This window comes from Dyella sp. NPDC103356 (assembly GCF_055584465.1).
This window is the reverse complement of record NZ_JBVJLZ010000005.1, coordinates 340052-363337: the sequence shown is the minus strand read 5'-3', so window position 1 is coordinate 363337 and position 23286 is coordinate 340052. Positions and strand designations below refer to the sequence as shown.

The following is a 23286-nucleotide window of genomic DNA, read 5'->3' as shown; positions in this document are numbered from 1 at the left end:
ATTCAGCTACAGACGAACGCTGCCCTTGGGCAGCGTTTTTTTATGTACGGCGCCGTAAGTTCCCCGCGATAAATGTACCGCCTGGTTTTTCGGATTTATTCGATTGCTCCCTGCGCTATTTCTCAGCTATTTCTCCGTTAACGATCTGTTAGCAGCCTACTGACCACCCGATCGTTTTCGTTGGCATCCGAATGCCAAGCATCTGCACATCGACGATGCAGTCAGCCAGATCTAGCGTCTGGTGTCATTTTCTAGGGAGAACAAGTTGAAACTCATTGGAGCCTGTATCCAGACCCGCAATGTCCTGGCCTTCGCGTGCATGGCAGCCCTGGGCAATACCGCCGGCTTTGCGCAAGAGGCAGCAGGCGATGGCGAAAATTCGAAGAAGACGACCGAGCTGCAGGCAATCACCGTCACCGGCTCGCGCATCTCCAATCCGAATATCGTGTCGCCCACGCCGGTCAGCGTCATTTCCGCAGCCGATATTAAAGCTACTGGCGCAGTGAATGTCGGCGATGTGCTCACGACGCTGCCGCAGTTGGCTACGTCTTTCACCATGGGCAACTCGACCCAATACATCGGGACGGCCGGACTGAGCTTGCAAGATTTGCGTAACCTCGGACCGGACCGCACCCTGGTGCTGGTCAATGGACGTCGCTTCATTGGAGGAAGCGCCGGCAGCACGGCTGTCGACGTGAACATGATTCCCGCGAACTGGATCGAACGCGTGGAAATCATCACGGGTGGCGCATCGGCGGTCTATGGCGCCGACGCGGTCACCGGCGTGGTGAACTTCATCCTCAAGAAGGACTACACCGGCGCCCAGCTCAACGTGCAGTACGGCACCTCCGAGCATGGTGGCTTCAACAAAGGCCTGGTATCCCTGACCGGCGGCATGAACTTCGCTCAGAACCGCGGCAATATTGCCTTTTCGGTCGAACATAGTGAGCAAAGCTCGCTCGAATTCGGCGACCGTTTTGGCAATAAATCGTATTCGACGATACAGACACCCGGTAGCCCGACCGATTCGGTGCTTTATCCCAACGCTGGCAGCTACAGTATTACCGAAGGCGGCACATTCTCTTTGGGCAGGGCCACCGACATCCATCAGCGTTATGTGTTCAACCCTGATGGAAGCGTGCGCCAACAGCGATTCGGTGGTCTTTACGACACCAGCGGACGATGCACCGACTGCGACCGCCTGGATGTCAATCAAGTTCAACTGCTGCAGCCGCAGTTCGGTCGCACGACGGTAAGCGCCGTTGGCGGCTTCGACATCACGCCCGAACAACACCTCTATTTCGAGGGCACCTACAACCACGCGAACGTCAAGGCATACCGCCAGCCGGCGTTCGGCAGCGGCGGTAGCGCATATGTCATTACCCGCGACAATGCATTCATCTCACCGAGTCTTGCCGCACTCATGGATGCCAACGGCCTGGACAGCATCAATGTGTCGCGATTCGACACCGACGCCGGCCGCCGCGGGGAAGATACGACCCGCGATACTTTCCGTACCGTCATCGGCGCGAACGGAACCATCACCGGTGACTGGCAGTACGACGCTTCGCTCAATTACGGCGAAACGCGCGAAACACGCTATAACCTCAACAATCGCATCAACGATCGCTTCTACGCGTCCATCGATGCGGTCAGGGACGCCAACGGAAGTATCGTTTGCCGATCATCGCTCGACCCCAACTCCATCAACCCCAATACCGGTGACGTGCTCAATCCCATTGCGCTCGGCGGAGGCTGCGTGCCTACCAGCATCTTCGGTGCAGGCGCGATCAACCCGCAAGCGGCCCAGTGGTTCAACACCACTACCACCACGAAGTCGAAGCTGACCCAGTTTGTCGGTGGCGGCAGCATCGTCAACAACAACCTGTTCCAGATGCCTGGAGATGCCGGCTCCGCAAGCATCGCGGCCGGCGTGGAATTTCGCCGCGAGACGAGCCGCCAGAATACGGACCCGCTTGACGTTCAGGGCCTGACTTTTCTCAATGCGATTCCGTCATCCGGTGGCGCTTATGACGTCAAGGAAGGCTACATCGAAACCGCGCTGCCGTTGCTTGCCGGTCGTCCGTTTGCCCAGAACCTGACATTCGACGCTGCCGTGCGCTTCTCTGATTACAGCACCGTCGGGCACACGAAAGCCTGGCGCTGGGGCCTGGATTGGTCGATCAACGATTCGGTACGTTTGCGTGGCACCATGTCCAGCGCGGTGCGCGCGCCCAACATCGGAGAGCTTTACAGCGGACAAACGCAGAACTTCTTCAGCATCACCGATCCCTGCTCCGCGCCACAGCTTAGGAATGGTCCGAACCCCGCCGTGCGCGCAGCCAACTGCCAGGCGCTTGGCATACCGGCGGGCTGGGTTTCTTCCAATTCCGCCACGATCAACGGCGTATCGGGAAGCAACCCGGATCTCAAGCCGGAAGTCGGACGCACCTGGACCGCCGGCATCGTGCTGACGCCTTCATTCATCGACCGCCTCGGCTTTTCCGCCGACTACTGGAACATCAGGCTCAACAACGCTATTTCCGCCCCCAGCGGCCAGGCAACCGCCGAGCAATGCGTGGATGCGCCAGGGGGCATCGGCAATGTTTATTGCGGCAATGCATTGCGCGATCCGGCGACCAACGAACTTACGTACATCAGTTCCACGAATCAGAATATTTCATCGCTGAGCACGTCAGGCATCGATTTCGGCGCGTACTACACGCATGACATGGGCCCGGGCAGCATGCGCTGGCGCCTGGATGCCACGCGTGTCATTTCCTATGCGCAGCGTCCATTCCAGGACAATCCAGACATCATGTACCAAAACAATGGCGTACTGGGTTATCCGAAATGGAAAGCCGTGCTGAGCGCCAATTACAGCGTCCATAACTGGGTGTTCAACTGGAATATGCGTTATTTCACCTCGATGCTTCGCGTCGACAACGAAAGCTACCGCTCCAACCCGACGCAAACCACGCCTATCCGCGCCGGCGCCGGATTCTTCAATGACGTTCGTGCCAGCTACGATTTCAAAGGCGGCTGGCAGCTCTACGGCGGCATTACGAACGTATTCGATCGCAACCCACCGGTGAATCTGTTTGGCACAGGATTTGGATCCGCTCTTTACGACTCCATTGGCCGCGCTTACTACGCAGGCTTTAACTACAAGTTTTAAGTAGTACACAGGCGAGGAGGGCCGGTTCATCGGCCTTCCTCGCTATTGATACCCATCATTTCGCCCATATTTTCGGCAGAGCCCATCGTGCGAGCACTGCCATGTCCGAAGCCAAATCCCTCAAAATCGATTACGTCTCCGACGTCGTCTGCCCCTGGTGCGCCGTCGGCCTGAATTCGTTAAAGCTTGCGCTGGACAAGCTCGGCGGTGAGATAACCGCGGATATCCATTTCCAGCCGTTCGAGCTGAACCCGCAGATGGTTCCCGAAGGCGAAAACGTCGTTGAACATATCGCGCACAAGTACGGCAGCACGCCGGCGCAGGTCGCCCAGAACCAGGAAGCGCTGCGCGAGCGCGGTGCAGCGGTGGGCTTTACCTTCAACCTGGACAAGCGCGATCGCATCTACAACACCTTCGATGCGCATCGGTTGCTGCACTGGGCCGAGCTGGAAGGCAAGCAGGCCGCCCTGAAGCAGGCGCTGCTCGAAGCGTATTTCACGCAGGGCGAGAATGTGAGCGCGCGTGATGTGCTGGCGCGTACGGCCGCGTCGGTGGGCCTGGACGAAGCAGAGGCCAGGCAGGTGCTCGACGAGAATCGCTATGCCGACGAGGTTCGTGAGAAGGAGCGGTTCTACCAGTCGCAGGGCATCCATTCGGTGCCTTCGATCATCATCAACGAACGCTATTTGATCCAGGGCGGCCAGCCGCCGGAAGTGTTCGAGCAGACGCTGCGCAGGATTGCCGCGGAAACCGCCTGAGCCATCTCTGTCGGGTCAGGACCGCCGACCGGCTACAATGACCGGTCGACGCGTCGGTTCACCGGGCGCGCGACCTCCCCTCGCTGCCCGACCCCATGCTGACCGACGACACCAAGGAAGCCATCCGCGCCGCCTATACCCGCCTGAAAGAGGGGTTGCCGGGCTTTCGTGCGCGCGCGTCGCAGGGAAAGATGATCGCCGAGGTCGCCAAGGCCCTGGCCGAAGCCGGGGGCGCCGCCGTGATCGAGGCCCCGACCGGCACCGGCAAATCGATGGCCTATCTGATTGCCGGCGTCGAAGTGGCGCGGGCGCAGAAAAAGAAGCTGCTGATCGCCACGGCCACAGTCGCGCTACAGGAGCAGCTGGTACAACGTGATATCCCGCTGTATTTGAAGCTGCTCGGGATCGAGTCGAAGGTTGCGCTGGCCAAGGGGCGTGGACGCTACCTGTGTCCGCGCAACCTGCTGATGGCCGCCAACAGCGTCAACGACAGCGGCCAGATGGGCCTGGCCGGTTTCGACGCCGATCTTGCGCTGTGGTCCAAGCCGCCGCAGGAACGCGACAAGCAGGCATTGAGCAAGCTGCGTACGGCTTACGACGACGGTAGCTGGAACGGCGATATCGATACCGCGCCGCAACCGGTCAGTGACTTTATCCGCCCGATGATCACCACCAGCGCCGGCGGCTGTACCGGCCGGCGCTGCGGGCAGTTCATGGTGTGCCCGTTCTTTGCTGCGCGTCGCGCGGTGGCCGATGCCGAGATCATCGTCGCCAACCAGGATCTGGTGCTGGCCGACCTGACCATGCCGCGCGAAGAAGACGGCTTTGGCGGCGTGATCCTGCCCAAGCCGGACGACACGCTGTATATCTTCGACGAAGGCCATCATGTGCCGGCCAAGGCGATCGACCGCGGTGCGGCCGATGTGCACCTGCAGATCGCCGTACGCCAGCTGAGCCGGCTGGGTCGACAGATTCATGCAGCCTATTCGCTGGCGGACAAGGAAGTCATCGGCAAGCTGTCGCTCGATGCCGGCGATGAAAAATTGCAGGCGCTGAGCGACGCGCTGGAAGAGCTGGAGAAAGATATCCGCCTCGCCTGGCTGCCCTCGCCGGACGACGACGAACCGATGTATCGCGGCTCGCTCGGGCAACTGCCGGAGTCGTGGGTGGCGCATGCGGGCATGCTGTCGTTGTTGACTGGCGAAGTGCAGCGCTGGATCGGCGCGGTTCGTCGCACGATTCTGGAAATGACCGAAGGTGGCCCGACGCACGAGGCGATTTCGCGCGAGCTGGGCATGGCGCTGGAGCGCATCGAACGTCAGGCGCGCACCTGGGGCGCGTGGTCGAGCGACGATCGCGACGGCTCGCCGCCGCTCGCGCGCTGGGTCACCATGAGTGTCGACCAACAGCTGATCTGCCATGCCTCGTCGGTCTCGGCCGGCGGGCTGCTGCGTAGCATTCTGTGGGATAACGCCAGCGCGGTGGTCATGACCTCGGCCACACTGAGCGCGGGCGGTAATTTCCGTGGCTTTGCCGATGCGGTAGGGCTGCCCAACGATGCGGTCACCTTGAGCCTGCCCTCGCCATTCGACCTGGCAGCACAAGCACGGCTGGAAGTACCGGCGTTGCGCTCGCTGCCGGATGCGCGTGAAGAACATACCCAGGAAATCACCGACTGGCTGGCCGACAACCTGGATTGGGATGCCGGCAACCTGGTGCTTTTCACCTCGCGCGTGAAACTGGATCGGGTACTGCAGAAACTGCCAATCGAATATGTGCGCAAGGTGCGTGCGCAAGGCTCGCTCGGCAAGGCGCAACTGGTCGCCGAACATATCGCCGATATCGAAGCCGGCAAGGGCAGCACCTTGTTCGGGCTCGCCTCGTTTGGCGAGGGCCTCGATCTCCCCGGCAAGCTTTGCGAGACGGTCGTCATTACTCAGTTGCCCTTCGCCGTCCCCACCGACCCGGTCGGTGCCACTTATGCCGAATGGCTGGAGTCGCGTGGACGCAATCCGTTTATCGAAGTGACGGTACCGGAAGCGACGCGTTTGCTGACCCAGTATTGCGGCCGCCTCATCCGCACCGAAACCGATCGCGGGCGCATCGTGCTGCTGGATCGGCGCGTGGTGGTGAAGCGTTATGGCGAGCGCATGCTGCGTGCCTTGCCGCCGTTCGAGCGCGTGATCGAGCGGGTGTAGCGATGTCGTCCATTCTGCGCGAGCGTGATTGTCCGAGTGTGGCTTGGAAGAATGGCCAAGGTCGCACGCGACAGCTTGCGGTTTATCCGGCCGATGCCGGCAGCGACGCGTTTCTGTGGCGTGTCAGCGTGGCCGAGGTGGATAGCGCGGCGCCGTTTTCGAGCTTTCCCGGTGTCGATCGACAGATTGCATTGCTGCACGGCGCGGGCTTCATCATGACGCTCGACAAGCGGCAGCACCATGACCTGACGGTGCCGTTCGAACCCTTCGCGTTTCCCGGCGAAGCCGATGTCGAGGTGAAACTGGTCGACGGCGCGACGCGGGACTTCAATTTGATGTTGCGGCGAGGGAAGGCGACTGGGCGAATCGATGTGCTGCGTGGCGGTTCGCATGTCGTCGGGCGCAGTGTGGTCTTGCTTTATTGCGCGGCAGGTCAATGCGCGACGCCTGACGGTGTTCTGTCGGCCGGTGATAGTTGGTTGGCCCCAAGTGGCAATCCCGTGCTGATCTTATCGAGTGACGATGTAGTGCTCGCCGTCACCGTTGCCTTGGCAAGAGTGCCCCAAAAATAGCTGCAGATGGCGCCGAGCGCCTGCCCCACCTATTCGTCATTCCGGCGAAGGCCGGAATCTATCCCCCAGGCGACGCTCGTCAGGCAACCTTCGGCAAGCGATCACGTTGAGGAATGGATTCCGGCCTTCGCCGGAATGACGAGGGGAGCGTTAGAGGTTTTAGAACCTCAATACGGCGCAGTGACAATCAACGCCCGCTCAGCCTCACACTTCTGCCCGTCCGGCTTCGGCCCACTCTTGCGATACGCATCCAGCTCGCTCCGTGCCGCAGCCAGGTCTGCTCGATACGCGGGCACGGCCTGCAACGCGTTGAACACCACCGCGCCGTTGATCGCGCCCGCCTGCGTCGCACTGAGATTGTGTGCACCGCAGACCACACGGCTGTCGGCAAACGCGCGTGCACGCAGATCCAGCTCGCTGGCGCGGTCGGGCGCTAGCTGCGCCATGATCAAACCAGCGGTCCAACCCCAGGTCGTGTGGCCCGACGGATAGTCATAGCTCTTGGCCAGGCGTTCCTTCGGCTGGCAGATATTCCCTTCGTCGATCAGAAACGGACGCAGCCGCTTGTTGGCCTGTTTCGGCGCACGCGTACTTTCGTCGGCATCGCGATCGGCACGCTCCAGCAGTGCAGTCAGGCGCGGCAGTTTCTCGGCCTGCAGATCGGCATCCATGGCACAGCTGAAATGCTTGAGCATGGCCGGCACCGACAGATCGACGTCGTCAGTCGCCAGCACCCAGCGCGGCGTGCCCTCTAGCTTGCGGGTTTCGAGGAAAACCTGGCGGTCCGCCTCGTACCGGGCCGAACCCTTGACCGGCGCAGCCGGGAGAATCCGGGTAGTGTCAGGGAGCTCGCTGGGCGCGAGATATCCCACCGGCTTGCCCTTGGCATCCATCGGTGCCGGGGTTGGCGTAGTCGCGCAGCCACTCAAGGCCAGCAAAGCAGCCAACACCGTGATATGCCGCGAAAAAGATTGGATTTGCATACGTCAGCCGCCATCGATCGAAGCGCCCAAGCATAACCCGATGGTGCGCCGTGCCAACCGCCGGCGACCGGCACGTGATAGAACATGGCCGCGCCAGTGGGGACTGGCGGGGAGGAAGGTATGGCTCAGGCCATTCGTAGCATCGCGCCGTCGAACCGAGTGCTGGACGAAAGCGACCCGCGCTATCTCGTTGCCGATATCTCGCCCAACGTGCCGGTGTACCTGGTCGAGCGTGCACGCCGACTCGGCATCGACTGCAACAGCTGGTTCGCCGGTCTCGGCTTGCAGCGCACGCAGCTGTTCGATCCCTCCCTGCGCATTTCCTATCGGCAGGCACGCACGCTGGTCCGGCGCGCAATAGCCGCTTTCAACGAACCCAGTTTAGGACTGGTGATCGGCTGCGAAGAAACCGTCGGCAGTTTCGGCTTGCTGGGACTGGCGATGATGACATCGCGCAGCTTCGGCGATGCAATGCGCGTAGGCATCGAAAACCATCGGCTATGCGGCAGCCTGATGGATGTGGACTTTACCGTGGTCGATGCCCATACCGTGGCGGTTTGCGCGTGGCCGCGTTTCGGCGAAATCGAATTGTTGCCATTCCTGAGCGAGGAGCTGTTTTCCAGTTCGCTGATGTTTGCCCGCGAGCTGGTCGGCCCGCAATTGCTGCCGCTGGGACTGGAGTTGAGCTACGCCGCTCCGGCCAATGCCGCCGACTATGAGCGTGTGTTCCAGTGCGAAGTCCGCTTCGGCTGTGCCCACAACCGCATCCTGGTCGACGCCAAGTGGCTCGAGTTTCCGCTGCCGGGCTACAACCCGCTGACCGCGCGCCAATCGCTGGCGTTGTGCACGCAGCAGCTGCGCAACCGTGATGCCAACGACGAGATCGTGACCTCGGTCGAGCGCCTGTTGCGCAGCCGCCTGAACCAGCATCCGCGCTTGATCGAAGTCGCGCAGACCTTGCACCTGAGCGAGCGATCGCTGCGCCGGCGCCTGGCCGAAAGTGGACGCATCTTCCGCGAGATCCACGACCGGGTACGCGCCGAGCGCGCCCTGGAACTGCTCCAGGGCGGTGCATTGAGCGTGGCGGAAATCGGCACCGAGATCGGCTTCAGCGATCCGCGCGAGTTCCGCCGCGCATTCAAGCGCTGGACCGGCATGTCGCCGCAGCAGGCCAAGCGCACGGTGGCGTAAAGCGTGTCGCAGGCTGGCCGCTTTGCCCCCCGTGAGGTGGCCGTTTTGCCCTCCCCTACGCACGCGCATTGCGCAACAGTGATGGCTCGAGCCGCGCACTGAAAGCCGCGGCATTCGCATCAGCGATGCACGGGGAGGTACATCGATGCGCAAGTGGACATTGACCGTCGCGGTTGCCGCGGCGCTGGCCGCGTGTGGCGGCAACCAGCCCTCGGGCACGGCCGATTCGGCCAGCGAGGATTTCCAGGCCAAGCTGCAGCAACAGCTGCTCGACGCCAAGCCCGGGAGCGTGATCGATATCCCGGCCGGGCACTATCACTTGAACCGCGGCCTCAGCCTGCGCACCGATGGCATCACCATTCGCGGTGCCGGCATGGACAAGACCGTGCTGTCGTTCAAGGGACAGGTGGTCGGTCCGGAAGGCCTGCTGGTGAACGCCAACGATTTCACCATCGAGAACCTCGCCCTGGAAGACACCAAGGGCGATGCGTTGAAGATCAACCAGGGCAAGAACATCACCATCCGCGGCGTGCGCGTGGAATGGACCGGCGGCCCGCAGACCACCAACGGCGCCTATGGCCTCTACCCGGTCAAGACGCAGAACGTGCTGATCGAAAACTCCACCGTGATCGGCGCATCCGACGCCGGCATCTACGTCGGGCAGTCCAACAACATCGTCGTGCGCAACAACCGCGCCGAACAGAACGTCGCCGGCATCGAGATCGAAAACTCGGTCAATGCCGATGTCTATGGCAATACCGCCACGAAAAATACCGGCGGCATCCTGGTCTTCAATATGCCCAATCTGTCGCAGGCAGGGCACAGTACGCGCGTCTACAAGAACACGGTGCTCGACAACAACACCGATAACTTCGCCGCCAAGGGCGCGGCGGTCGCCAGCGTGCCGCGCGGCTCGGGCGTGGTAATCAATTCGAACGACAAGGTCGAGATCTTCGACAACGACATCGGCGACCACAAGACCGCCAACGTGATCATCTCCAGTTATTTTTCGACCAATTACTACAACACACGCGGCGTGGCGGCCGACTACAACCCCTATCCCAAGGGCATCTACGTCTACGACAACCGCTTCAAGAACGGCGGTGACGCGCCCGACGGCATGAAGCTGAAGGTGCTCAAGACCGCCGTCTACGGCATGAACGGTCGATTCCCCGACGTGTTGTGGGACGGTTACGTCGACAGCAAGACGCTGGTCAATGGTCTGCCACCCGATAGCGATCGCATCTGTATCCAGGGTGCCAACGGCGTGCTCAATGCCGATGGTCCAAACGACTACAAGAATCCGATCACCGATACCAAAGCCTATCAGTGCACGCTGCCGAAGCTGCCGCCGGTCGCGCTCGATCCGGCACCGAAGGCGTGAGGTCGAGTCGATGACGGTAGTTCGTTGTGCACTGTTGTTGCTTGTGCTGTGTGTCGCCGGCTGCCACCAGGGTATGGACCCGGTGGCCTTCCAGGCGGATGGCCGTCCGCCACACTTGAGCGACTGGCATGTCGTGGAGGTGCGTGACGGCAAGCTGATGCTCAACCAGGGCGTGGTGCCGTACGACCTCAATACGCCGCTGTTCACCGATTACGCACACAAGCTGCGCACGATCTGGATGCCCAAAGGTGTCTCCGCAACATACGACCCCAACGATACCTTCGACTTTCCGGTCGGCACGATCATCAGCAAGACCTTCTACTACCCCAAAGGCGCCAAGCCCGGCGAGGTAGCGCGCACCTACGACAGCAGCAAGGACTTTGCCGGCGAAGGCCTCGACATGGCGCATGTGCACTTGATCGAGACACGCATCCTGGTGCGGCGCGAATCGGGCTGGGCGGCCATTCCCTACGTATGGAACGATGCACAGACCGACGCGCAGCTCGCTCGTACCGGTGCGGTGATTCCATTGACGCTCGTGGCAAGCGACCAGGCACGCGAAGACTTCAACTACGTCGTGCCGGACGAAAGCCAGTGCTCGAGTTGCCACGCGCAGGATTGGGTGACCCGCAAGATTCATCCGATCGGTCCGAAGGCCCGCCATCTCAACCGCGACTATCGCTACGCCGATGGCGACGAGAACGAGCTGGAACATCTGATCAAGGTGGGCTATCTCACCGGCGCGCCCAAGCCTGCCGATGCGCCGCGCAACGCAAACTGGATGGACCCGCACGCACCGCTCGATGCACGTGCACGTGCCTATCTCGATATCAACTGCGGTCACTGCCACAACCCGAAAGGTGCGGCCAATACCACCGCGCTGACGCTGGACGTGAGCGCTGCCGAAGATCGTCATATCGGCTTGTGCAAGCCACCGGTCGCCGCCGGGCGCGGCACCGGCGATCACATGTTCGACATCGTGCCGGGCAAGCCCGACGACTCCATCCTGGCCTATCGCATGGCCTCGAAGGATCCCGGCGAGATGATGCCGGAAATCGGACGCAGCACCGTGCACCAGGAAGGCGTGAATCTGATCAGGGCGTGGATCGCAGCGCAGCCAGGGGAATGCGTGGCGATTCACTGAAAGGCAAAAAAACAACCAGGGCCGCGTCCACGCGGTTCACCATCGAGGGGAGAAACGGTGATGTCGATCCGTCCGACGCTTTTGTCTACTAGCCTGGTCAAATTGCTTGGCGGCGCAGTGCTGCTTTGCGGTATCGAGCCCGCGCTTGCCGATGAGGCCGCACCGCAGAATGCGCAAGCGACCAGCCAGAACGACAACGCCGATCCGGCCAAGGCGAAACTGCTGGGCAATATCACCGTCACCGCGCAAAGCCGTTCACAGGAAGTGCAGTCGGTGCCGATCCCGCTGCAGATCATCACGTCCAAGCAGATCGATACGCTGGCCGCGACCGACCTGAGCAAGATGGCGCTGTTCGTGCCCGGGCTGGTGATCGATGCGGACCAGCCAACGCAGGCGCGCTATCAGCTACGCGGCATTTCCACCAGCGACTTCGGCGTGGGCACGGAATCCGCCGTAGGTGTCTATGTCGATGGCGTCTACGCCGCGCGCTCCGGTGGCGCCCTGCTCGCCTTTAACGACGTCAAGCGCGTCGAGGTGTTGAAAGGACCGCAAGGCACGCTATTTGGCCGCAACGCCGCTGCCGGCGCGATCTCGATCATCACCAACGAGCCCACCGATCAGTTCGAGGGTAAGGCGCGTGTGCGTATCGGTGACTACGGCAAGCGCTATGCCGATGCGTTGCTCAATATCCCGATCAACAAGGACATGGCGCTGCGCTTCAGCGTGCTCGACAACCAGAGCAACGGCTGGATCAAGGATGCCACCACCGGCAAGCACTACGGCAAGGACGACGACTGGGGCACGCGCGCGGCATGGCGTTGGAATGTCACGCCCGATACGCGCGTGCTGGTCACCTGGGATCACGAAAAGCTCGATCAACCGCCGGCGCCGGCGATCGGCCTGGTGCCGCTATCGAACGATACCAACGAGCGCGCGCCGTTCCCGCCGAATCCCGCGACCTACCTCAATCCGCTGCATGCACCGCTCTACAACGATGCCATCGGCGGCGCGGAGACGCGACGCTTCGATGGCGTCACGCTGAGCATCGACCATTCCTTTGCCTGGGGCAGCCTGACTTCGACCACGGCATGGCGCGGTTTCAATACCTTCAACCGCGGCGACTACGACGGCACCAATCACGTCGTCAGTTATCTGGACACCACCAATATCGAGCACAACAACAGCTGGTATCAGGAGTTCAAGCTTTCCGGCAATACCGGTATCGCCGATTGGGTCGGCGGCATCAGCTATTACCAGGAGCAGGCGCGACAGACCAGCCAGACCAACATCAATACGGACAGCATCGATACATTGGCTAACAATGTGATGGGTGTAGGCACGCCGTTGACCGATATCAGCAATGCGTTGGCATCGTTTGGTCTTCCCTACACCTTGCTCGGCGATCCTTGGCACGAAGCGATCAGCAATGTCGGCCACTTCAAGGCCTATGCCGCCTTTGGCGACGTGATCTGGCACATCGACGACCGGCTCGATATCACCACCGGTATTCGCTACACGCGCGACCAGAAGACCTTCTCCTGGTACAACATGCCGCGCCAGGCGCCGGAGTTCGATGCCACCGTGCAGGCGCTCGCACAGGCGGGCATTCTCGACCTGCTGCCGCCCGAAGCGCAGGGCGCCCTGGCCGCGTTCAACAACAACCTGATCTTTACCGATGCGGTCGGTGTGCCGGTGACGTTCCGCAATACGTGGAACAACTGGAGCCCGCGCGTGGTGTTCGACTATAAGTTCACGCCCGATGCGATGGGCTATTTCTCGGTGACCAAGGGCTACAAGGCCGGCGGCTTCAACAGCGTGCAGGTCGGTTCGCGCTTCGCACCGGAAAAGGTGACCAACTTCGAAGCCGGCATCAAGACGATCTTTCCCGAGCAGAATCTGCTGTTCAACGCCTCGGTGTATTACTACCGCTACGACAACAAGCAGTCACTCACGCTCGACCCGAACAGTGCCGGCTCGGGCGTACCGCGCTATCTGGTCAGCAGCACCAACCAGGAAGCCAAGGGCCTGGAGCTGGAAGGCCAGTGGCAACCGCTCGATGCCTTGCGCTTCAACTTCACCGGCGCCTATATCGACTCGACCTATCGCAAGGCGATCGCGCCCTCAGGCGTCGATCTGGATGGCCAGCCGACCGGCGAGCCGCGTTTTTCCTATACCGCTGGCGTTTCATACACCTGGGATCACGTCGCCCACGGCGCACTCGAATTCGACCTCAATTACGCCTATCGTGGGCGCGAGCGCTGCAACGCCGACTCCCAGCTGCAGGGCGAATGCGTGGTCAGCCCGAATTTCCAGGTCGGGCAGTCGCAACAGCGCACGGACGCCCGCCTGGACTGGCATGCACCCGGCGACCGTTGGGGTGTGGCGCTGTACGCCAACAACCTGTTCAATAATCGCTACGTGACCGGCGTGAACAACATCAGCACCACCGTGTTCGGCACGCCCTTCGCATCCATCACACCGCCGCGCATGTATGGTCTCGAGCTACGCGCAAAGTTTTAGGGCCCTAAGCCATGAACGCACCGACCAACGACTTGCAGCAAACCCTGCTTCTGTTGCGTAACGCACAGGTCAAGGATCCCAACCCGGCATGGTCGGTGCGCGCTGCACGCCTGCGCAAACTCGAAGCGCTGCTGCGCGAACAGCGCGACGCGTTCGCCGCCGCCATTTCGGAAGACTTCGGTTGCCGGCCCAAAGAAGAGACCGATCTGCTGGAGCTCTTTCCCAGCCTCTCGGGCCTGCGTCACGCGCTGCGTCACGGCCGCCGCTGGATGAAACCTCGCAAAGGGCTGGCGGATCTGGTCTTCCTGCCCGCCAGCACGACGTTGATGCCACAGCCCAAAGGCGTCGTCGGCATTATCGTGCCGTGGAACTATCCGCTGTATCTGGCCGTCGGGCCGATGATCGATGCGCTCGCCGCGGGCAATCGCGTGATGGTCAAGATGAGCGAATTCACGCCGCGTTTCTCGGCGCTGTTCGCGCAGAAAGTGGCGAGCTATTTCCAGCCCGACGAAGTCAGCGTGATTACCGGCGACGCCGACGTTGCGCAAGCCTTCTCCGCGCTTCCGTTCGACCACCTGTTGTTCACCGGCTCCACCGCCGTCGGCCATCACGTGATGCGCGCGGCATCGCAGCACCTGACGCCGGTGACGCTGGAGCTGGGTGGCAAGTCGCCAGCCATCATCGGCCCTGGCGCACGCTTCGAGCATGCGGTGGAGCGCATCCTGTACGGCAAGATGGTCAACGCCGGCCAGACCTGCATTGCGCCCGATTACGTGTTCGTGCCGCGCGAGCGCATGGGCGAATTCGTCGACACGGCCAAACGCGCCGTCGCGCGCCTGTATCCGGATATCGCCGGCAGCGGCCAATATGCGAGTGTCGCCACCGACAAGCACTACGAGCGCCTGGCCAGGCTTCGCGACGATGCGGTGGCCGCCGGGGCCAAGGCGCAAAGCCTGGCGGATACCGCCGGCGATGCGTCCCGACGCTTTCTCCCGCCGACCCTGATCACCGGCGTCGACGACAACATGACGGTGATGAAGGAAGAAATCTTCGGGCCGCTGCTACCCGTACTCCCCTACGATTCGATCGATCAGGTGATTACCTATATCGGCAGCCATGCGCATCCGCTGGCGCTCTACTTGTTCGACGACCAGCGCGCCACGGTCGATCGCGTGTTGTCGCGCACGCAAGCAGGCGGCGTTACCGTCAACGACACGCTTTATCACATCGCGCAGCACGGCCTGCCTTTCGGTGGCGTCGGCAAATCGGGCATGGGCGGGTATCACGGCGAAGCGGGCTTTCGCACGTTCTCGCATATGAAGCCGGTGTTTCGTCAAGCACGCTTCAACGGGGTGGGCATGTTGAATCCGCCGTATGGGGCGATGTTCAAGCGGATGCTGGGGTTGTTGTTCAAGCATGGTTGATGTTGGGGGGCAGCGGTCGCAACTCGAATGACCTCAGTCTTCATCGTCGCCCCGGCGAAGGCCGGGGCCCAGCGTCTTCAGCACGTTGAAGCGTAAGGCGCTGGGTCCCGGCGTTCGCCGGGACGACGGATAGGAAATGGTGTTTAGACCCCTGAAAGAGCCACTGCAAGATTAGGAGCGACCGCAACATCCGGACATAAAAAAAACCTCCCCGCTTTCGCGGAGAGGTTTCTGTTCCGATCGACGCTCTGGCCGATTAGAAGTGGTACTGCGCCGACAGACCCAGCGTGTTGCCGTAGTCGTCGAAATTGCCGGTCAGCGTGTCGCCGGTCGAGCTCGGCGCGCCGTCGATATGCGCATTGTTGACGAAGATGTGCATGTACGAGGCGTTGATCTCGAAGTTTTCGGTTGCCTTGTAGCCGATACCGAACGACAGCAGCTTGCGGGTCGAATCGGGCACGCGTGCGTCGCGGGTTTCGTTGTAGGTCGGCGTGGTGTCGAGGCCGATACCAGCACGCAGGGTCAGGCGATCGTTGACGTAGTACTCGCCACCGATCGATGCGTACCAGGTGTTGCGCCAGTTGAACGGCTCGACTGTCGGCGGCTGCGCCGGGTTCGAGTAGGTCACCGTCAGGTTCTTGAACACGTCCCACTTGGTCCAGGCCAGGTCCATGCCCAGGCCGAACTTCTCTTCCTGGTGCCAGTAGCTGAAGGACGCCACGGCCGGCGTGGTGAACGGTGCGGTACCGTCGGTGTGCGTGAACGGCACGCCGCCCAGGCCCGCCAGCAGCGGTGCCACGGTCGGACTGCTCAGCAGCGCCTGCACATTGGTCGGCACGGTGAAGTTGCCGGTGCCTTCCAGGGTGTGCGAGATCTTCGAACGGTAGTTCAGGCTGAAGCGGTCGTTCGGGGTGAGCTTCCAATAAGCGCCCAGCTGCCAGCCATAGGCCCAGTCGTCACCCTTGATGCGTGCGACGCCGTCCGAACCCGGAGGCACGATCACACCGACCTGCTGGCCCAGCGCGGCAGCCTGCTGGGGGCTGATGGCACCGGCCTGAGCGGCCTGCTGCACCAGGCCCAGGCCCACGGCGTTGTAGTTGACCGCGGAAGTCAGCTCGGCGGTGGTCTTCTGCGCAATGGCGCTGGCGCCGATCGAGAAATCGTCGGTGAAGCTGTACGACGCCGACAGCGTCACGTCGTACGAGGCGAACTTGGACTTGAGCGCGTTGTAGCGACCGATCCAGTTGTTGTCGTACTCGGTCTGGAAGCCGAACGGCACGGTGCCGGCCAGGCCGATGTGCCAGCGATCACCCAGCTGGGTGGAGGCAAAGAATGCCGGGATCGGCAGCGTGGTACCGGCGTCGCCGCCGTTGCCGCCGCTGATCGGACGACCCAGCGCGTCATGGGCCGAACCGGAGAACTTGGCGCTGAAGTTGACCGCCGTGATGTCGGCCTGGAAATAGGTACCCTTGAGGTCGGCCATGGCGGCCGGGGCATTGGCGATCACCGAGGCGTCGCCGCCGGCGGTGGCCGAACCGGCATAGGCGCGTCCCATCGACTTGGCGCTGTCTTCCTTCAACTGGAAAGCGCTAGCGTGGGCGCCGCCTGGCGCGGCGAGGGCGCCAATAATGGCCAAACTCAGCGCGGCCAGCGCAAACGGGCGCGACGCCCGTGAGAACGATTGGAAAGACATCTGCATTGCTCCTGCTTATTGTTGATCCGGCTCGGGACACAGTAAGGGGGCTGGCCGCGTCATCTATTTTCATACGCGCGTTTGAGACCCCTCGCGCGCACTCTGCCGGCTCGACCCCGGCCTTGCAAGTGCAGGCGCAGCAAATGGGGGGCTGTAGCCGGTACTTCCCGTGGATTGATGGTCGATGACCGAAGTTGGGACTTGCGGTGTCCATCGCGTTCGCAGACTGTTACGCTTGATTGTCCGCGCGACGCTTCGCGTCATCGATTGCCGCTGACTCAGGTGGTTGCCATGCACTGTTTCGTCTACGCCAGCCAGCGCAAGGCCGACTCCTATCTGTGGCTGCCGCGCCGCGACGATTTCTCGTCGCTCCCCGAGTCGCTCATCCTGCTGCTGGGCGATCTGCGCCTGGTGCTTGAAGTGGAACTGAGTGGCGAGCGGCAGCTGCCGCAGGAAGACGCGCAGCAAATTCTCGCGCATCTACGTGACCAGGGCTGGCATCTGCAATTGCCGCCCAAGGAAACCCTGGCCACTTCCAACCATCTTGCCTATCGAAGCACGCCTCGTCAGGACGACAGCGAGGAATGACCTCGTCTTCGCCCTGTTAACACAGGATTACCGCCTGCTGCTTCGACGATTCCTATACTGCCGACCTCATGCCACAACCCAAAACGCGTCGCCCACCCCCGCTACTCCAGTCGCTCGCCTGGTTCATTCCCGGCCTGATCTTCGTCGCCATCGCCGCCATCGGCGCGCATCCGCTGGCGTTGATCCCGTTACTGGCCGCCAATGCGCTGACCATGGCAGCCGTCTGCCATGCCATCGGCTTCGACCCGGAACCGCGCTTCCTGCGCACGGTGATACGTCGCGGCGCGGCCCACCTGGTGATGTTTACCGGCTACGTGGCGCTGGTATTCCTGCTGATCGCCTGGCCGATGCTGCAGCTAAGCCAGGGACACGGCCTGGGTGCCGCATTGATGCTGGCCGCGGCGCTGGTGGTGGCGCTGGGGGCGCTTTGGCGCATATGGCCGGCGTTTGGCCTGGTCTTCGTCTGGGATGACGCCTATCCCGCCAAGAGCGACGGTTCGTGGATCTTCACCGCCACCGCGCGCAGCATTGCCTTCGGTCGTCACCTGTCGCGCGAAGAACGCTTCTTCACCCACTACCTCCCCGCCGCGCTGGCCCTGCTGGCCTCGGCATTCGTCGCCATCACCCTCACCGGCCTCTACGGCATCCTGCCGGCCGAGCTGCGCATCAGCGCGCTGGCTCTGTATGGCGTGGTGCTGCTGCCGCTGTGCTGTCTGATCATCGCCAACCGCACCTTGCGCGCGTTGCTGTGCGAAGGGCGCAAGCCGGCGCGCCGGCCGACCGAAGGCGTGGAAGCGCCACGTGTCCGCACGACACCGGCCAAACCGCCGGCACCGCCGCAGCTGAGCGAGCAGGAACGCACGGCCGGCACACCCGAACAACAACGAGCCTTGCTTGCCGCCACCCGCGACGGCGACATCGAACGTGCCATTGCCCTGGTCGAGGCCGGCGCCGATCCGAATACCGCGCCGCTGCCAGGCGATCGCGATCAACGCCCCGTGCTGATGCTTGCGGCGCTATTGCCCGATACGCGCCTGCTGCGCGCACTGATCGGCAAGGGTGCCGACGTCAATCGCAGCAGCGGCGGCCTGACGCCTTTGCTGGCCGCGACGCGCGACAGCTGGCATGGCCGCTCCGAAGCGGTGATGACCCTGCTCGCCAACGGCGCCAACCCGCTGGCCACCGATACGGACGGCAACACGCCGCTGCATGGCGCCGTGCTGAGCGAAGAACCCATGGTCGCCGCGATGCTGCTCGACGCCGAGGCGCCGATCAACGCGCTCAATCGCAGCGGCATCAGCCCATTGGCTGCAGCATGCCGCGCAGCGAATTGGCCGCTGGCGAAATTTCTGCTTGAACGCGGCGCCAAGCCCACGCCGGCCGATGGCGAGCCCGCGCTGGTCGCTGCCGCAGGCATCGCCGATGACGACGTGGAAGGCGTCAAGCTGCTGCTCAAACATCGTGCCGCCATCAACGCCGTCGACGCACGCCATCGCAGCGCACTGATGACCGCCGCCGCGGAAGGCCACGAACAGATCGTACGCGTCCTGCGCACGGCCAATGCGGATGTCTCGCTGGCCGACCGCCATGGCAGTACCGCGTTGATGGAAGCCGCGCGCGCCGGCTCGGTCGACATTGTGCAGGTCATTGCCGAAGCACAGCCTGACGCACGCGTCCGCGACAACCACGGCCGCGATGCACTCACGCTCGCCTGTCAGTCGCCGCATGCCCAGGCCGAAACCGTTCGCGCCCTGCTTGCGCTTGGCGCGGAAGCGAAGGCCCCGGGCAGCGACGGGCGCAGCGCACTCGATCACGCAGCCGCTGCCGGCCGCTGGGATCTGGTCGCCCTGCTCGACCCGGATACACCGCTGCCTGCCAGCCTCAGCGTCGACGTGCTGCCCGAAGGCGCCGACACTCCCGCCCACTTGCTCGATGCCCTGCGCTTCGGGCATTGGGCCATCGTGTCCACCTTTAACCAGCGCGTGCGCGAATGGCCGCAAGGTCAGTTGGCTCAGCTCTACCTGGATCTTTCCGCGCCGGGCCTGAGCTCGGCACGGCGCTGGCTGCTCGAGCACGCGCTGCAGGCCGAAGCACGCCTGCAACCGCAATTGATCGACGACGCCGAAACTGCCGAAGGCCAGCAAGGCACGTTGCCGACGCTGGGGCGACGGCTGTTCGATGCCTTGCTGCAGCAGTTGCCCGGATCGATCGAAGCCGTCGAAGACCTGATGCAGGCCGGAGCCAGCCCAGCCGGCACCGGCCTGTTCGGTCAGGCCTTGCAGCGCATTACCGACAACCATCCGCAGGGCATCGCGCTGTTGCAGTCGATGTTGTCGGGCGGCGCCGATCCGTTTGGCTCGGACGTGCGCGATCGCACGCCGATGCATCTGGCTGCCGCAAACGGTCAGCTTGCCATTCTGCAGACGCTGCTCGATCGCGGCTGCAATCCCAATCCGCGCGATCAGTCCGGTCGCACGCCACTATTTGCCGCGCTGGAAAACGGCGAGAACGCGCTGCCACTGGTGCGCGCATTGGTCGCCCATGGTGCCGATCCTGAAATTGCCGACGCCAACGGCGAAACGCCGCTGGGGCTTGCCCTGGATCACGGCGAAATCGAGCGCTGGTTGAACTGGGGCGAGTGGTCGCGTCCTCGCCGCCCGCTTCGCGCCGACGATCTCCCTGCCGCTGCTGCGATCGGTGCGCTGGCCGCGGTTGAGCGCCTGCTCGAACTCGGCTTTGCCGCCGATACGCGCGACCGCCAGGGTGCGAGCGCCTTGTTGCATGCGTGTGGTGCGGGATATCGCGATGTCGCGGCGCGCCTGCTCGATGCGGGTGCCGATATTTCCGCGACGGCCAACAACGGTATGACGCCGCTTGCCGCCGCCGTGGGTGCGCGTCGCGAAGCGCTGATCAGTCTGTTGCTGGAGCGTGGTGTTGCAGTCGATCAGCGCTTGCCCGGCGATGCGACGGCGTTGATGGTGGCTGCCGCGATGGGTTATCCGGATATCGTCGAGCAATTGCTCGATGGCGGGGCCGACGTCAATGCGGTCGACTCGCGCGGACATAGCGCGCTGCATGCCGCAGCGCAGTTCGGGTTTGAGCATAACGACAGCTTGCGTGCGCGTCGGTTGTTCGATGCGCTGTTGAAGCGCGGAGCGCAGATCGATCGCGCGGATGGCGAGGGCAAGACGCCGCTGTTGCTGTTGCTTGGTGCGCATATGCGACCGGGCAGTGATTGCGATGCGACGCATATTGGCGCCTTGGTGCCGGTGTTGCTCGATGCTGGCGCCAACCTCGAACATGCTGACCAGCGTGGTGTTACTGCGCTGCATGCTTGTGCGATGCATGCGTTGTTGCCGCCGGCACGGGTATTACTTGCGCGTGGCGCGGATCGTGCTGCGGCTGATGCGTTTGGGCGGACGTCGGCTGATGTGGCTCGGCAGCTGGGGTATGTGGATATTGCGCATGAGTTGGCGGTGCGCGCGGGTGGGGTGATTCCTAGTGTGCGGCAGACGTTGAGGCAGCCGGCGCAGCCTGAGTAGCGTTCGATTTGAAGTTTGTTTCGTGGCGGCTTGGTTCTTGCCTGTGTGCTTCGGCGACCTGGCCGCTTACGCAGCCCCACCTACTTCGTCATTCCGGCGTAGGCCGGAATCCATTCCTCAAGGCTTCCGCTTGCGAATGTTGCCTTACTAGCGAGAGACTGAGGAGTAGATTCCGGCCTGCGCCGGAATGACGAATAGGTGAGGCGGTGTGAGATGCGGGGAGGTGCGCTCTTACTCACTCCTCACTCCTCTCCACTCACTCCCCGCTCTTGAGCTACTCCTCTTCCTCACTCAACTCCGTCGACGGCGTCGAGGTCTCGCGTTCCTGCTCGGCGACGGGGTCGTCGTCGGCGTCGAAGATATGCATCAGATCGTTCAATGCTTCGCGTGAGGTCTGCATCATGCGTGCATCGTCGTCATAGACGAGATACTGGGCTTTCAGCAAACGGATATCGTGTTCGCGGAAACGGTCGACGCGATCGTTCGCCAGCTCACTGGAAAGCCCCAGGCTTTCCAGGGTCATGCGTGTCATCTTGAGGCTGGAATAGAACGTCTCGCGTACCGGCATCTCCACGCCCAGATCCATCAGGCGGAAGGCGTGCTGGCGGTTGCGGGCGCGCGCGATGATTTTCAGATGCGGATATTGCCGGCGCACGAGGCGCGCGATGCGCAGGTTTGCGTCCGGATCGTCGGTAGCCAGTACGAACACTTCGGCTTTGTCCGCCTGCGCCGCGCGCAGCAGGTCGGCGCGGCCGGGGTCGCCGAAGAACAACGAGGTGTTGTTGAAGCGGCTCAGCGTATCCATCTGCTCGACCGACGACTCCAGCGCCACGAACGGAATGCGCTGCGCGCGCAGGACACGGCCGACGATCTGGCCGACACGGCCAAAGCCGGCGATGATCACGCGCGGCGCATCGGCGGTGATCTCGTCGTATTCGCGCGTGGGTTTCTTTTCCGCCACCGCGCCGAGCAGCTTGGCGGCAACGACCACCAGAATGGGTGTAAGCGCCATCGACAGGGTGATCACCAGCACCAGCATGCTTTGCTGCTGCGCGGTGATCAGCATCGCCTCCTGGGCTTGCTTGAGCACCACGAAGGCGAATTCGCCGCCGCAGGCCAGCAGCACCGCCAGACGCAGGGCATCGGCGCGGTTGAGTCCGCCAACAATGCGGCCCAGCGGCCACAGCAGCGCACCTTTGAGCACCAGCAATGCCACCACCAACGCGGCGACGGTGTACGGCTTGCTCAGCAGCACGGCCACGTCCATCGACATGCCTACGCTGATAAAGAACAGGCCCAGCAGCAGACCCTTGAAGGGTTCGATATGCGATTCGAGCTCGTGGCGGTATTCCGAGTCGGCCAGCAGCACACCGGCAAGGAAAGCGCCAAGCGTCGACGACACGCCGACCAGTTCCATCAGCCATGCCGTGCCCATCACGACCAGCAGCGCCGTCGCGGTCGATACTTCCACGGCGTTGGCGCGCGCAACGAAACGGAACACTGGCCGCAACAGATAGCGCCCACCTACCACCACCGCCAGAATGCCGAACACCGTGCGCGCACTGGCCGCTATGTCAAAGCCATGCTTCGCGCTCGCAAGCAACGGGATGGCGGCAATCAGCGGAATCGCGGCCAAATCCTGGAACAACAGGATCGCGAACGCCTGGCGCCCATAGGCCGAGCCGGCTTCCTTGCGCTCGGCGAGAATCTGCAGTCCGAACGCGGTCGACGACAGCGCAAGGCTGCCGCCGATGATGGCTGCGCCCTTCGTCGTCAGGCCAAAGAAGTAATAACCGATCAGGGAGATCACCAGGCTGGTCGCCAGCACCTGGAGCATGCCGGTGCCGAAGACCGAACGGCGCATCACCCACAAGCGCTGCGGCGACAACTCCAGACCGATCACGAACAGCATCAGCACCACGCCGAATTCGGAGATCGTCGCGACGCCGCCGGTATCGGATATCAGGCCGAGCAATTGCGGACCGATGACCACGCCGGCGACCAGATAACCGAGCACGGAACCGAGCCGAAACCGCTTCGTCAGCGGTACCGCAATGACCGTCGCCAGCAGGAAGACCAGCGCGGTTTGCAGGAAATGATGACTGTCCAAG

General features: G+C 62.7%; 14 protein-coding genes. 11 read left to right on the top strand and 3 right to left on the bottom strand.

All coding sequences use genetic code 11. The features are described 5' to 3' along the window. The first annotated feature begins 265 nt into the window (after window positions 1-265). The 4 genes from ACZ6WW_RS14090 (at window position 266) to ACZ6WW_RS14075 (ending at window position 6706) form a co-directional block, all read left to right on the top strand. On the top strand, window positions 266-3178 hold the full coding sequence (locus tag ACZ6WW_RS14090; RefSeq protein ID WP_465274754.1) for a TonB-dependent receptor plug domain-containing protein: 2913 nt from the start codon (window positions 266-268) through the stop codon (window positions 3176-3178). A gap of 101 nt (window positions 3179-3279) precedes the next feature. Next, window positions 3280-3936: a DsbA family oxidoreductase gene (locus tag ACZ6WW_RS14085; RefSeq protein ID WP_465274753.1), complete on the top strand. Its 657-nt coding sequence runs from the start codon at window positions 3280-3282 to the stop codon at window positions 3934-3936. 95 nt (window positions 3937-4031) lie between these two features. Further along, on the top strand, window positions 4032-6134 hold the full coding sequence (dinG, locus tag ACZ6WW_RS14080; protein ID WP_465274752.1) for an ATP-dependent DNA helicase DinG: 2103 nt from the start codon (window positions 4032-4034) through the stop codon (window positions 6132-6134). A gap of 2 nt (window positions 6135-6136) precedes the next feature. Continuing rightward, complete coding sequence (locus ACZ6WW_RS14075; protein ID WP_465274751.1) at window positions 6137-6706, top strand: HutD/Ves family protein; 570 nt, start codon at window positions 6137-6139, stop codon at window positions 6704-6706. A gap of 167 nt (window positions 6707-6873) precedes the next feature. Here the strand turns inward: ACZ6WW_RS14075 and ACZ6WW_RS14070 are convergent, their stop codons facing one another. Then, entirely contained in the window at window positions 6874-7689 is an 816-nt protein-coding gene (locus ACZ6WW_RS14070; RefSeq protein ID WP_465274750.1) for an acid phosphatase, read from the bottom strand. Between the two features lie 120 nt (window positions 7690-7809). On the opposite strand from ACZ6WW_RS14070, the gene ACZ6WW_RS14065 reads away from it, so the two are divergent. From ACZ6WW_RS14065 to ACZ6WW_RS14045, 5 genes are all read left to right on the top strand, one after another. Then, window positions 7810-8880 carry an AraC family transcriptional regulator gene (locus ACZ6WW_RS14065; RefSeq protein WP_465274749.1) on the top strand — a complete coding sequence of 357 codons (1071 nt, stop codon included), beginning with the start codon at window positions 7810-7812 and terminating at the stop codon, window positions 8878-8880. A 145-nt stretch (window positions 8881-9025) separates the two neighbouring features. Beyond that, window positions 9026-10264, top strand: coding sequence for a parallel beta-helix domain-containing protein (locus ACZ6WW_RS14060; RefSeq protein WP_465274748.1), 1239 nt, complete (start codon window positions 9026-9028; stop codon window positions 10262-10264). A 10-nt stretch (window positions 10265-10274) separates the two neighbouring features. Beyond that, window positions 10275-11408, top strand: a complete 1134-nt coding sequence (locus tag ACZ6WW_RS14055) for an SO2930 family diheme c-type cytochrome (RefSeq protein ID WP_465274747.1) — start codon at window positions 10275-10277, stop codon at window positions 11406-11408. A gap of 60 nt (window positions 11409-11468) precedes the next feature. Beyond that, window positions 11469-13928, top strand: coding sequence for a TonB-dependent receptor (locus ACZ6WW_RS14050; protein ID WP_465274746.1), 2460 nt, complete (start codon window positions 11469-11471; stop codon window positions 13926-13928). A gap of 11 nt (window positions 13929-13939) precedes the next feature. Further along, entirely contained in the window at window positions 13940-15352 is a 1413-nt protein-coding gene (locus tag ACZ6WW_RS14045) for a coniferyl aldehyde dehydrogenase (RefSeq protein WP_465274745.1), read from the top strand. 256 nt (window positions 15353-15608) lie between these two features. Here ACZ6WW_RS14045 and ACZ6WW_RS14040 read toward each other — a convergent pair whose 3' ends face one another. Then, entirely contained in the window at window positions 15609-17045 is a 1437-nt protein-coding gene (locus ACZ6WW_RS14040) for an OmpP1/FadL family transporter (RefSeq protein ID WP_465274744.1), read from the bottom strand. Window positions 17046-17336: 291 nt separating this feature from the next. Between ACZ6WW_RS14040 and ACZ6WW_RS14035 the strand changes: the two genes are divergently transcribed. Then, window positions 17337-17633: a YcgL domain-containing protein gene (locus ACZ6WW_RS14035; RefSeq protein ID WP_281851656.1), complete on the top strand. Its 297-nt coding sequence runs from the start codon at window positions 17337-17339 to the stop codon at window positions 17631-17633. Between the two features lie 68 nt (window positions 17634-17701). Then, window positions 17702-21175 (top strand): ankyrin repeat domain-containing protein, encoded by a 3474-nt coding sequence (locus ACZ6WW_RS14030; protein WP_465274743.1) that lies wholly within the window; start codon window positions 17702-17704, stop codon window positions 21173-21175. Window positions 21176-21449: 274 nt separating this feature from the next. Here the strand turns inward: ACZ6WW_RS14030 and ACZ6WW_RS14025 are convergent, their stop codons facing one another. Next, window positions 21450-23285, bottom strand: coding sequence for a monovalent cation:proton antiporter-2 (CPA2) family protein (locus ACZ6WW_RS14025; RefSeq protein WP_465274742.1), 1836 nt, complete (start codon window positions 23283-23285; stop codon window positions 21450-21452). Window position 23286: the final 1 nt, after the last annotated feature.